The sequence below is a fragment of the Corynebacterium ulcerans genome (assembly GCF_000767685.1).
Taxonomy (GTDB): Bacteria; Actinomycetota; Actinomycetes; order Mycobacteriales; family Mycobacteriaceae; genus Corynebacterium; species Corynebacterium ulcerans.
Window position 1 is genome coordinate 1,818,760 of record NZ_CP009622.1, and the last position, 12,518, is coordinate 1,831,277.

The window sequence follows — 12,518 nt, forward strand, 5'->3', positions numbered from 1 at the left end:
ACGTTAGTTTCTCTTTGCCGCCGTGGTCACCCGACGCGCCACGCGTCGACGTCCCCGACCCGCAGATGATGCGCCACCCACGTCCAGTCCAGCCTCACCTTTCACATACACACCGGAAGATTCCTCACCGATAACAGACTTACGTGGTGTTTTCGCCGAGGATTTCCCCAGGGCTTTACGCACCGCGCGCCGACGCCGTCGAGCGCTCGCGGGCGATTCTTCTACCGCAGCGCTGCTAGTCGAGTTGTCGAGGCTTGTTTCCTGGAGTTTCTTGCGCACGGCACGTCGGCGTCCGCGCCTCCCCCGTGGGGAATCTACCTTCACGGTGCCTGTCGAGGTGTCTGTTGAGTCAGCATCATCTGCAGCGTCTGGTTGTTCTGCAGTTTCCGCAACCTTCCGAGCGTCGTTACGCTTCCTAGCAACACGACGTGAGCGACGGCGGCTACTTGCAGAGATTTCCTCAGAGTCCTCATCCGCAGGCGCTTCTACTTCAGGGGCCACGATGGCGTCGATATGCTTAAAGTCCTCTGGCTTCGGAGCATGATCCGATGTGGAGTTTCCGCGCACCGCACGCTTTCTCCGTGGCGAAGCTTCAAACGCAGCCAGCGCTTCTTCATAAGTGACAGTAGTGCTGCGGCTGAGCTTGTTGTCTGCTAGTGGCAAATGATCGGCGCCCGAGGGCTCGTCGGGATCTTCCTCAAAGGCCCGGTCCAAAGCCGCGTCAACGATGCCCATAACATCGTCTGTTGCGCCCTTGTCCTTGCGCTTGGCGTTACGCAAGCCACGACGCCGCCTGCGTCCCTTCTTCTCTTTGACGGGCTCTGCTGGCGTAGATTCCTCAGCGCTACCTGCCACGGCCTTTACGACCTTCTCCAGCTCTGCGTCATCAATCACAACAGCCGCTGCAAGATCATCGATGCTGGTGCGGTTATCAGCGTCAGAGGTGTCCTCTTCATGATGCTGCATTGCTACAGCTGCAGGGTGCCGCGCCGGATCTTGGTGGGCAACCCCACGATCGCGGGCTGCGTTGTTCCTTCCAGAACGGGCACGCGAGGATTTCTCAATAGCGGTATCCGAGACACCGGCCTCTACCGGGTCATCGTGGATGATCACGCCACGACCCTCACAGTGCTCACATTCCGTGGCAAAAGTCTCCAGCAAGCCCGTGCCAAGCCGCTTTCGAGTCATTTGCACAAGGCCTAACGACGTCACCTCAGAAATTTGGTGACGTGTCCGGTCACGCCCCAGCGCCTCGGTGAGTCGGCGCAGCACCAAATCCTGATTTTCGGAGAGCACCATGTCGATGAAGTCCACGACGATCATGCCACCAAGATCGCGCAACCTCATCTGTCTGACGATCTCTTCCGCAGCCTCAAGATTATTACGCGTCACGGTTTCTTCGAGGTTACCGCCAGCACCGGTGAATTTTCCGGTGTTCACATCGATGACCGTCATCGCTTCCGTACGATCGATCACCAAGGTTCCACCGGAAGGAAGCCACACCTTCCGCGACAGTGCCTTATGCAGCTGCTCGTCTACGCGGTGCACTTCAAATGCATCGCGGCCATCATGCGCCTCACGATCAAACTTGACCAAGCGATCATGCAGCTCAGGGGCCACCGACTGAATATAAGCGTGAACGGTATTCCACGCGCGGTCGCCGTCGACAATCAGCTCAGAGAAGTCCTCGTTGAAAAGATCGCGCACCACTTTCACCAGCATGTTGGGCTCTTCATACATGGTGACCGGCTTAGCTCCCTTGGAGTTCTTCTCTTTCTCCGTGAGCTCCTGAATCTGGTTCCACAGCTTGTGCAGTCGATTCACATCCGCAGCAATAGCCTCTGCAGAAACGTTCTCCGCGGCAGTGCGGATGATAGCTCCGCCATCTTTAGGCACCACCTCTTTGAGGATGTTCTTCAACCGCTTGCGCTCTGTGGCAGGAAGCTTGCGAGAAATACCCGCGCTACGCCCATTGGGCACGTACACCAAATAACGCCCAGCGAAGGAAATCTGGGTGGTCAGTCGCGCACCCTTGTGTCCTGCAGGGTCCTTGGACACCTGAACAAGCACCTGATCGCCAGATTTTAAGGCCTGCTCAATACGACGTCCCCGACCGCCCAAGCCGGCAGCACGCCAGTCCACCTCGCCTGCGTAGAGAACTCCGTTGCGACCTTTTCCGATATCGATAAACGCGGCCTCCATGCTCGGCAACACATTTTGGACACGTCCCAGATATATATTGCCGATCATTGACGACTGCGTATCGCTGGTAACAAAGTGCTCGACGAGCAGATCATCTTCCAAAACACCCACCTGAGTCACCGCTCCGGGGTGGTCGCTGCGCTCACGCTCGCGCACAATCATGGTGCGTTTTACAGATTCCCGGCGTGCTAAGAACTCCGCCTCAGAAACGATGTGGCGTTTATTGCGCGATTCTTCTCGCATTTCCGCACGACGGCGACGCTGCGCCTCAAGGCGGGTAGACCCCTTGATCGCTACCGGTTCGGTGATCAGTTCCTTGGGCTCTTCAACGTCTGAGTCCTCACCGTCCAGCAATTCTTCACAGTCCTCGGCGACGGAAATGTCCTCAGCCTCAGTCTTCTTTCCCCTCCCAGTGCCCCGGCGACCACGGCGACGACGGCGCGACTGCGCGGATTCCTCATCGTCCTCTATGGCTTCGTCGGCATGAGTTTCCAATTCTTCTGCCGGGGTCGGCGCGATGAACAACGGCGTGGGGAAAGCAGGTACAGCCCGCTCCGACGCGGGAGCAGGTGTAATCTCCGGCTCAATATCCGCAAGAAGCTCCGCTACCTCATCCTCGGTGACCACCACAACCAGATCTTCTACTGCTCTATCTGCAGGAGTCTCCGATGCAGATTCTGCTTGTGCAGCCTCTCGGTCTTGCAGTTCGCGCTCGACCTTTTCCTCGATCTGGTGGATCTCATTTTCCACGTTCTTTTCTATCCGTCGGCGCAGTTTCTCGGATTCTTCCGGATCATCCAGCTTGGCTGCCTCAGCGTCGGGATTAAGTTCGCGCTCGACTTTTTCCTCAATCTGGTGGATCTCATTTTCCACGTTCTTCTCCACCCGATGGCGCAGCTTTTCTTCGGCTGAGTAGGTGTCGATGTGGTGGGCGTCGAGAAGCTTTAAAGCTTCTTCGCGGGTCAGCGTCGATTGCGCAACCTTGGTTAGCCCTAGCGTGGCAAGAGTGGCGATAAACTCGCGCGAACTCACCGACGCTAATTTAGCGAGCGCATGTACCCTGATCCGTTCGCCGATTGCGTCACGATCAATAGGTACCGCTGTAACCTCCGGCGCCGCAGGCTTCTCAGCGGTCTTTCGTGTTGCTCGGCGCGCAGGCGCTTTTTTTGTGGTTCCTTCAGCCACGGATCTTCTCCTCAAATGTCTCTTCGACATCGCACTGCCACAATCCGGGCGCTGACAGCCCTACCAGCGTTATCCGCCAAACACACAGGCCGTCGCCGCCGCACAGACATGCAGGGACTCGATTTTTTAGTTATAAGCTTCGTTCTTCTATGGGGCTAGCTCAGCGTTTCACACACCGCGGCCTTGTTATACGCGGACATCCCACGATTCATCTCTCACGACCACGGGTGAAGCGAACGATTACACCCACGCTGTTCATTCTGGCACACCATCAGCAAAACATGGGTGAGGCAGTCCCCCAAACGACCCAATCCCCCGCATAGCACATATGCTATCCAGTGTCGCCATATACGCAGTGCTCTACACTATTAGCGTAACTACATTTTCCGCAGAGCCCCTATTCTCCGCGTAGGACGTGACTATATGCCCTGCTCTACCTCACTTTCTACCACACCCTGGTGGCACTATCTGGTGGGTTCACTCGCTGTCGGTGCGATAGCAACCCTGTTTATCTACGGGCGATGGTTCTCGGCAGTGGGAGTCATAGTTCTTCTGAGGCTGCTGCTATTCAAAGCCCTGAGGCACCCACGCTATGCGCTTCACAGGATTCATATCGACAACGTCAGCGATAATGCTGTTAACCGAGCGTTACGCGGTGGAACACTAGGGATCCTCATTGTTCTTCCTATATGGGTTTCACCTCTCCTGCGAGATATCCACCCCGCTATCACGTTTGCTCTATGCACAGCACTCGCGCCATTCCTCTTCTTAAGCCACACGGATGCTTTGTCTAAAAACAAAGCTCTCATTGCGCAGCACGGCAAGGACGTCGACTCCGCAACCCTGGCAAGCCTTCCCCCGCGCGGGCACGTGGAAGTGCAGATCGTGAAACTTCTCGCCGCCGCTGGTGCCGCAGATGGCTCGCGCGCGCAGCTCGGAAGCTTAGCCAAAATCTCGGGCATTCCTCTGGAAGACCTTACTTCCGCAGTGCGCACGCTCATCGACGCCCGCATCATCACCGCCTTTACTGCGTTATCCCCCACAAACCCAAAGGATTGGTACGTAGAACTCACCCCTATCGGCTGCGCGCTGGCCTCACGCGATCACACGTCTACCGCCACCTAGCTCTTTTTCGTCTTCATTGTCGTTTTTGAGAACGCCAGCCGGGCTAAGCCCACAAAACCCCAGGACGTTCTCCCGTGCGCATTTCTTGTGTTCTCAAAAACGACATTCTCGCCCCAAGATCGCACCCAAAAATGCGTAAAACCGGCACGATGTGCCGGTTTCCTTGTTTTTTTAGAAGCCTTTAAGCGCTCCCAGGACGTTTAGAGGTTCGGGAACCAAATACCGATCTCGCGCTCGGCAGATTCAGGGGAATCAGAGCCGTGGACAACATTGGCTGACATCTCAAGGGCAAAATCCCCACGGATGGTGCCGGGCGTAGCCTTGGACACAGGGTCAGTACCACCTGCGAGCTGACGCCACGCCTCGATGGCACGCGGCCCCTCAACGACTCCAGCAACCAGAGGCGCAGAAGTGATGAACTCAACGAGCTCGCCAAAAAATGGCTTATCTGCATGCTCTGCGTAGTGCTTCTCGGCTGTTTCAGTGTCTGCAACGCGCAGATCCAATGCACTGAGTTTGAGGCCTTTGCGCTCGATACGGGCGATGATTTCTCCGACCAGACCGCGCTCGACGCCGTCCGGCTTGATCAGAATCAGGGTACGTTCAGTCATGGAACACACTCTAGCCAATTCCTGGCAATTCCAAGTACTTTTGACGCTCTAAGAAAAAGATCTCCCGCAGATGGTGCACACGTTATAAGGAGAAAACATGGTCAACTCCCCCAGCCAGCCCCGTGCCTTTACAGCCACGGACATTAACCGTCTTATCTCCCCGGAGAAAGCCCGCCGCTTACTTAAACGTGCACTCAGCACTTCTTTTGATCCTGCTGAAGACCCAGCCCGCCTCGTCCTTCCCACACCAGCCGGTCAGCTCCTTGTCATGCCCTCGGTGATCGACGGCTGGGCTGGCACTAAGGTCGCGTCACTTGCTCCCGACAATGCACAACGCGGTCTCCCCCGCATTCACGCGACCTACGTGCTGATGGAACCAGAGACCCTACAGATCTGCGCCCTTATCGACGGCCAAGCCCTCACCACCCTACGCACACCAGCGGTGTCCGCCCTAGCCACCGAGCTATTACTGACTGATCAAGAATCCGACGCCCCTCGACGCCTCGTGGTCTTTGGCACCGGCCCCCAAGGCCTGGGGCATGCGGAGGCCTTTGCCGCGCTATGCACGCTTTCCGACGTAGCAATCGTCGGCCGGACCCCCTCCTCGGTTGCTTCCTCCGTGGGGAAACTGCAAGAACAAGGCATCCCTGCCCGTGCTGGCGAGGCGGCGGATGTTCGTTCTGCAGACATCATCGTGTGCGCGACGTCTGCACGCACCCCGTTATTTGAGGCCTCGGATGTGCCACGCCATGCCATTATCGTGGCCATGGGCTCGCACGAAGCAGACGCTCGCGAACTTCCCGGAGATCTCTTCCGGGAGGCCTTCGTCGTGGTAGAAGATGTTGCTACTGCGCTGCGTGAGGCCGGTGACGTGATCATGGCTATTGAGGAAGGCCACCTCAGCACAGAGCGACTGGTTGACCTCCGAGGGCTGGTATCCGGCGCAGCCCATCCAGAGACACACAGCCCGCGCATTTTCAAAGGAACGGGGATGAGTTGGCAAGACCTTGCGGTTGCCATCGGATTGATGGAGAAAACCCCGCAGTAGAAACCTGCTTGGTTTCCCCACGGGGTTAAAGGTGCTGGGTGGTGAGCAACCCGCGCTTCATTCTTTCAATGAGATTCTTGCGCAGGTACAGCAGGTACCACCACACGGCAATATAAATGACGGCCATGATGCCCATGGAAATATGCACAACAAATCCTGCGAGTGCGAACACCTGAATGCCCATATTTGCTTTCAGAGCCCAGCGTTTCTTTTGCAGGAAAGACAAGATGAGCATCGCTGTGGACACGGCGGTGACATAGACCCAGTTAAAGGTTGTCCAGTGGATGCCGTTATCAACACGCAAAATAACGGTAAGCACAAGGTAGAAGGAGATGGCTTGCATCATCATGGTCCCGGCCATGACGCCGCGTAGACCCTTCATCGGGTCTTTGGCAGGTTCGTGCCCAGGGCCTAGTGGCCCGTATTCGATCGATTCATCGGAAGAGCGAGTCATGCGGGTTCCTTTCCAAAAAGGGTTCGGGCCTCTCCCGCTGTGACAACGGAACCTGTGATGATAACGCCTGCACCTGATTGAATATCGGTATCCTCGGCCAGTTCGACGGCAAGTTCGACCGCACCAGGCAGGTTGTAGGCCACATGGACGCGTTCTTCGCCGAAGATGTTTCGGGCTTCGTCGGCAAGCTCCTCGGCGTCGAGTGCGCGTGGCGAGGAGTTCGTGGTCACCACGATTTCCGAAAGATAGGGTTCAAGCGACCGCAGTACACCGCGATAATCTTTATCGCTGAGTACAGCCACAACTCCGATGAGTCGTGAGAAATCGAAATCCCTGTCCAATGCCACCCCAAGTGCCGCAGCACCGTGTGGATTGTGGGCAGCATCGATGAAGACTGTTGGCGCAGTACGCACTCTTTCCAAGCGCCCAGGCGACTGCACTGAGGCAAAACCTTCGCGCACTGTGTCTTGGTCTAGTTGCCGGCCTGCTCCTGCGCCAAAAAACGCTTCTACTGCGGCCAAAGCGCAGGCTGCGTTGCGGGCTTGATGTTCCCCGGATAGTGGCAGGAAAATATCGGTGTAGTCGCCACCGAGTCCGCGGATACTTAGTTGCTGCCCGCCCACGGCAATGGTGGACTCAATCACACCAAACTCGGCTCCTGCGCGAGCAACGGAGGCATCCACCGACACTGCTTGTTCCAGGATTATGTTCATGGCTTTGGGATCTTGTTCCGCCACGATCGCCACGTTGTCCGGCGGCGTGAGTAGATCATCAATATCCCATCGAGATTTAATGATCCCCGCTTTCTCTGCGGCGATCTCCTCGATGCTCTCTCCCAGGAAGTCTGTGTGGTCAAGGCCTACTGGCATGACCACAGCGACATCGGCGTTAATCACGTTCGTGGCGTCCCATCGTCCGCCCATTCCGACTTCAACCACAGCAACGTCTACTGGCGCATCCGCAAAAGCCGCATAAGCCATAGCAGTGAGCACTTCAAACTTGCTCATTTTAGGCCCGCCGGATTCCTCCGACTTAGCGTCCACCATCTCCACGTACGGTTTGATTTCTTCCCATATCCGCACGTATTCCCGTGGGTGGATCGGCACACCGTCGATGGCGATGCGCTCAGTGACCAGCTGCAAATGCGGGCTAGTGGTGCGCCCGGTGCGACGATGGAAAGCTCGCATAAGCGCCTCAATCATGCGCACTGTCGACGTTTTTCCGTTAGTTCCCGCAACGTGAATCGTGTTGAATGCACGTTCGGGATTTCCCAGCAGATCCATGAGGAGTTCTACTCTGTCAAGTGTTGGGTCAATCTTGACCTCCGACCACCGTTGATCCAGCTCGGCCTCTACCAGCGCCAGCGATGCGAGGTCTTCCGGGGTGATCTCGCGGGATTCCGGCGCGTTGGCTTCAGCGTGCATGGCGATGGGTAGGGATAGTCCATCCTCGCTGAGTTTCACTTCCCCCATGCCAAGGGTGGCAAGCTCCTCGTGCAGAGTCTCGTCAATGGTGCGCTCAAGCTCACCCTCATCATGTGAATGCTGCTGGTCAACCACTTAGTTCAGCTCCTCAAGGCGGGCGTTGATACGCGCCACCTCTTCTTCTGCGATCTTCTGGCGGTTACGGATTTTCTCTACCACTGCCTCAGGAGCCTTGGACAAGAACGCCTCGTTGCCGAGTTTCTTAGCGGTGGTCTCCAATTCCTTGGTTGCCGCTGCCAAATCCTTCTCTAGGCGCTTACGCTCAGCAACCTTATCCACGGTTCCGGAGGTATCCAGCGAAACCACAACCGTGGCCTGCGACAAGCGCACTTCAATGCTTGCCGACGCCGCGAAGTCCTCCGCAGGGGCCTCAAGACGAACCAAGGAGCGCACAATGCTTTCCTGTTCTGCTAGGTCACAGGCGTTAAAGTCCACGCGAGCGGGCACCTTCTGGGACGGCTTGACGCCCTGGTCTGAGCGGAAGCGGCGTACCTCGGTGACGAGCTTCTCCACATCAGCTATGCGACGAGCAGCGGTGGCGTCGATAAGCGCGCCGCCGTTTGTTTCCGCCTCGGTGGGCCATGCCGCTACGTTGAGGGACTCGCCATCGGTCAGAGCTTTCCACAGGACTTCCGTAACGAACGGCATGGCGGGATGCAGCATACGCAGTACAGCGTCCAGTACTTGCCCCAGCACGATCTGAGTGTTCTCGCCACGACGACGCTCCTCCGGAGTAGCGGAGTCAATATCACGTGGAATCTGCACCTTGGCAAACTCCAGGTACCAGTCGCAGAACTCTCCCCAGGTGAACTGGTAGAGGGCCTCATTTCCCTTAGCAAACTGATACGCATCAAAATAAGAATCTACCTGCGCGCGGACCTGCTCAAGGCGGTCGAGGATCCACCGGTCGGCGTCGCTTAGCTCCTCGCGGGCAGGAAGCTCGCCCACGCGTGCGCCATTCATGAGCGCAAATTTGGTGGCGTTGTAGAGCTTGGTAGCAAAGTTGCGGGAGCTCTGTGCGGAGTCTTCACCAACGGGCAGGTCGACGCCGGGGTTGGCGCCACGGGCAAGGGTAAAACGCAACGCATCAGCACCAAAACGTTCCACCCAGTCCATAGGATCGATGCCGTTGCCCAGAGATTTACTCATCTTGCGCCCGTGTTCGTCGCGAACAAGACCATGCAGGAAAAGGTCCGTAAAAGGTACCTGCGGACGACCATCGCGACCTTCCCCAAGAAGCTCCGGGGTGGTCTCAGCAGCAAGAGTGCCAAACATCATCATGCGGGCCACCCAGAAGAACAAGATGTCATAGGCAGTAACCAGAACCGAGGTTGGATAGAATTTTTCCAGCTCAGGAGTCTTTTCTGGCCAGCCCATCGTGGAGAACGGCCACAAAGCCGAGCTAAACCAGGTGTCCAGGACGTCAGGATCCTGCGTGTATCCCTCGGGCGCCTGCTCATCGGGCCCCACACACACGATGTCTCGCTGTCCGTTAGCGTCCTCAGGGCCGTACCAAATCGGAATGCGATGACCCCACCACAGCTGACGCGAAATGCACCAATCGTGCATGTCATCAACCCACTCAAAGTAACGCGGCTCTGCAGACTTGGGGTGGATGACCGTATCACCTTGGCGTACGGCGTCGCCAGCCATAGCGGCGAGTTCTTCCACACTGACAAACCACTGGAGGGACAAACGCGGCTCAATGGCTTCACCCGAACGCTCTGAATGCCCTACCGAGTGCACATACGGGCGAATTTCCTTAACGATGCGCCCTTGCTCCGCAAGCGCCTCGCGGATCTTGACGCGAGCCTCCGCCCGATCCATTCCATCAAACTGTGTTCCCGTACCTGCGATATGGCCGGTCGAGTCCATAATGGTTGGCATATCAAGGTTGTGGCGCAAACCAAGCGCGTAATCGTTCGGGTCATGCGCCGGAGTGATCTTGACTGCGCCGGTACCAAACTCTGGGTCAACGTAATCATCAGCGACTACGATCATCTGCCGATCCGCAATAAACGGGTGTGGCAACGAGGTGCCTACCAGGTCCTTGTAGCGCTCATCCTCTGGGTGCACAGCCACTGCGACGTCACCCAGCATGGTCTCCACGCGCGTGGTGGCAACGATGACGTGTGGCTCGGAATCATCCAGGGATCCATACCGGATGGAGACAAGCTCGCCTTCAACATCCTTGTACACGACCTCAATGTCGGAGACAGCGGTCTCCAGGACCGGTGACCAGTTAACCAGGCGATTGGCCTGATAAATCATCCCGCGGTCATACATCTGCTTGAAAATAGTTTGAACTGCGCGCGAGAGGCCCTCATCAAGGGTAAAGCGCTCGCGGGACCAATCGACGGAATCGCCGATAGCTCGCATCTGCTTACCGATAGTTCCGCCGTACTCGTTTTTCCAGTTCCAGACATGGCCGATGAATTCTTCGCGGTCATAGTCCCACCGGCTCTTGCCCTCTTTTTCCTTGAGCATGGCCTCGACTTTGGTCTGAGTCGCGATTCCAGCGTGATCCATACCCGGCAGCCACAAGACTTCAAAGCCTTGCATCCTCTTGCGTCGAGCGATGGAGTCCATCAGCGTATGGTCCAAAGCATGGCCCATATGGAGCTGGCCAGTTACGTTTGGCGGAGGAAGCACAATAGAGAACGGCGGCTTGGAGCTAGAGGTGTTAGCGGTGAAGTAGCCAGCATCCACCCAGCTTTGATAAAGCTCCTGCTCATGAGCTTGGGGATCCCAGCTCGCGGGGAGGCGGTCAGCGCGGTTTGCATTCTCATTATTCGCAGTCACGTCGACCATCTTAGCGTTAGCACCAAGCACACTTCACGCTGGGGTTTTTAGGTAGCTCTCGGACCTTCCCCGCTCTCCTTATTCACCGAATCTATAAAACCAAAAATGCCCCCGATCCAAGAGCCACACAAGGCTCTGTCGGGAGCATTATTTTGGATAAGGCTTTTAGAGGGGCTACTTCAGCAAGTCGGCGACAGCCGCGCGCTCCTCTTCGAGCTCTTTCACGTTACGAGCGATACTTTCCTTCTGGAAGTCCGAGAGCTCAAGGCCATCGACGATCTTCCATTCGCCGCCTTCAGCGATAGTCGGGAAACCGAAGATAAGGCCCTCTGGGACGCCATAGGAACCATCCGAAGGGATAGCGGCCGTACGCCACTGGCCTTCCGTTCCATTGATCCAGTCATGCATATGATCGATTGCCGAGGACGCAGCCGAAGCTGCCGAAGACTTTCCGCGGACTTCAATGATCTCAGCGCCGCGCTTAGCCACTCGAGGAATGAACTCGTCTCGGTACCATACATCATCAACCAAGTCAGCCAGCTTTTCTCCGTCCACGGTTGCATAAGCAATGTCCGGGAACTGACCTGCTGAGTGGTTACCCCACACAACAAAGTTCTCAATCCCGTTCTTATCGCGGTTAATCTTATCCGCAAGCTGGGAGATACCGCGGTTATGATCCAAACGCATCATTGCATTGAAACGGTCAGCGGGGATGTCTTTAGCGGCAGACTGTGCAATCAGGGCGTTGGTGTTGGCAGGGTTTCCTACGACCAAGACGCGGATGTCATCGGCGGCGTTGCGGTTCAAAGCGTCGCCCTGTGGGCCAAAAATCTTACCGTTAGCGGTTAGCAGTGCAGCCCGTTCCTCCCCTTTTCCTCGCGGCTTTGCGCCCACAAGGAATGCAGCATTCGTACCATCGAAAGCAACATCGGCGGAGTCAGTCACGGTGATGTTCTTCAAAAGTGGGAAGGCCGAGTCAAGCAATTCCATTGCCACGCCCTCAGCGCCACCGATTGCCTGAGGGATCTCAAGAAGCTGAAGCTCAATTGGGGTGTCCTTGCCATACACATCGCCATTGGCGATACGCCACAGCAAAGAATAGGCAATCTGCCCAGCCGCACCAGTGACAGCGATCTTCTTCACAGCGTGATTCATCGTGAGTTGTACTCCTTACAAATAAAGAACCTAGCTTTATTCGACGCTCACACCGCACGACTGCACCCACCCCACGGTGGCACTAAGCATTTACTTTGCACGGCTGTGAACTACGTCAAATACCACCCTCAAGAGTAATGGTAATGCCACTTTTTTGCCTGTCGGCTCATCGTTTACGCAGGTCACCCACACAAGACAATGATCACATGTGAATTTCAACACTCTTTTTAATCGGTTTACTTTACCCCCGAAAGTGCATTTTTAGCCACGTTTCGCCGACAACGGCGCTGGAGCACCATCGAGAAGGACGCGGATAAAACATCTCAAACACCCCCAAAAAGCCAGAGACGTTAACCCCGAATAGTCTTTAACAGTGAAACCCAGCACTTTTCGACTATCTTTAGCCACGAGGGGTAATGTTTTTCTCTTACTTCCCCTAAAAGTTGTCGTTT

The 12,518-nt window shown here is 56.3% G+C and carries 8 protein-coding genes; 2 read left to right on the forward strand and 6 right to left on the reverse strand.

The genetic code is table 11. The features are described from left to right. Window positions 1-3: 3 nt before the first annotated feature. Window positions 4-3,387, reverse strand: coding sequence for a translation initiation factor IF-2 N-terminal domain-containing protein (locus CULFRC11_RS08245; RefSeq protein WP_038620734.1), 3,384 nt, complete (start codon window positions 3,385-3,387; stop codon window positions 4-6). A gap of 423 nt (window positions 3,388-3,810) precedes the next feature. On the opposite strand from CULFRC11_RS08245, the gene CULFRC11_RS08250 reads away from it, so the two are divergent. Then, a complete protein-coding gene (locus CULFRC11_RS08250) occupies window positions 3,811-4,512 on the forward strand; it encodes a hypothetical protein (protein ID WP_038620736.1) in 702 nt (233 codons plus the stop codon). Window positions 4,513-4,712: 200 nt separating this feature from the next. Here the strand turns inward: CULFRC11_RS08250 and ndk are convergent, their stop codons facing one another. Continuing rightward, window positions 4,713-5,123 (reverse strand): nucleoside-diphosphate kinase, encoded by a 411-nt coding sequence (gene ndk, locus CULFRC11_RS08255; RefSeq protein ID WP_029974871.1) that lies wholly within the window; start codon window positions 5,121-5,123, stop codon window positions 4,713-4,715. Window positions 5,124-5,220: 97 nt separating this feature from the next. On the opposite strand from ndk, the gene CULFRC11_RS08260 reads away from it, so the two are divergent. Continuing rightward, on the forward strand, window positions 5,221-6,171 hold the full coding sequence (locus CULFRC11_RS08260; RefSeq protein WP_023636115.1) for an ornithine cyclodeaminase family protein: 951 nt from the start codon (window positions 5,221-5,223) through the stop codon (window positions 6,169-6,171). Between the two features lie 25 nt (window positions 6,172-6,196). Here the strand turns inward: CULFRC11_RS08260 and CULFRC11_RS08265 are convergent, their stop codons facing one another. From CULFRC11_RS08265 to CULFRC11_RS08280, 4 genes are all read right to left on the reverse strand, one after another. Beyond that, window positions 6,197-6,625, reverse strand: coding sequence for a DUF4233 domain-containing protein (locus CULFRC11_RS08265; RefSeq protein ID WP_023636116.1), 429 nt, complete (start codon window positions 6,623-6,625; stop codon window positions 6,197-6,199). Beyond that, on the reverse strand, window positions 6,622-8,184 hold the full coding sequence (folC, locus tag CULFRC11_RS08270) for a bifunctional tetrahydrofolate synthase/dihydrofolate synthase (RefSeq protein WP_023636117.1): 1,563 nt from the start codon (window positions 8,182-8,184) through the stop codon (window positions 6,622-6,624). Before folC ends, CULFRC11_RS08265 begins: the two co-directional genes overlap by 4 nt. After that, complete coding sequence (locus tag CULFRC11_RS08275) at window positions 8,185-10,920, reverse strand: valine--tRNA ligase (RefSeq protein ID WP_038621021.1); 2,736 nt, start codon at window positions 10,918-10,920, stop codon at window positions 8,185-8,187. Window positions 10,921-11,085: 165 nt separating this feature from the next. Beyond that, on the reverse strand, window positions 11,086-12,066 hold the full coding sequence (locus tag CULFRC11_RS08280; protein WP_023636119.1) for a malate dehydrogenase: 981 nt from the start codon (window positions 12,064-12,066) through the stop codon (window positions 11,086-11,088). Window positions 12,067-12,518 lie beyond the last annotated feature (452 nt).

What these genes read in the sequence shown, in the direction of transcription:
- CULFRC11_RS08275 (WP_038621021.1), bottom strand. Translation starts at nt 10,920, where the DNA reads ATGGTCGACGTGACTGCGAATAATGAGAATGCAAACCGCGCTGACCGC.
- CULFRC11_RS08250 (WP_038620736.1), top strand. Translation starts at nt 3,811, where the DNA reads ATGCCCTGCTCTACCTCACTTTCTACCACACCCTGGTGGCACTATCTG.
- CULFRC11_RS08260 (WP_023636115.1), top strand. Translation starts at nt 5,221, where the DNA reads ATGGTCAACTCCCCCAGCCAGCCCCGTGCCTTTACAGCCACGGACATT.
- ndk (WP_029974871.1), bottom strand. Translation starts at nt 5,123, where the DNA reads ATGACTGAACGTACCCTGATTCTGATCAAGCCGGACGGCGTCGAGCGC.
- CULFRC11_RS08265 (WP_023636116.1), bottom strand. Translation starts at nt 6,625, where the DNA reads ATGACTCGCTCTTCCGATGAATCGATCGAATACGGGCCACTAGGCCCT.
- CULFRC11_RS08280 (WP_023636119.1), bottom strand. Translation starts at nt 12,066, where the DNA reads ATGAATCACGCTGTGAAGAAGATCGCTGTCACTGGTGCGGCTGGGCAG.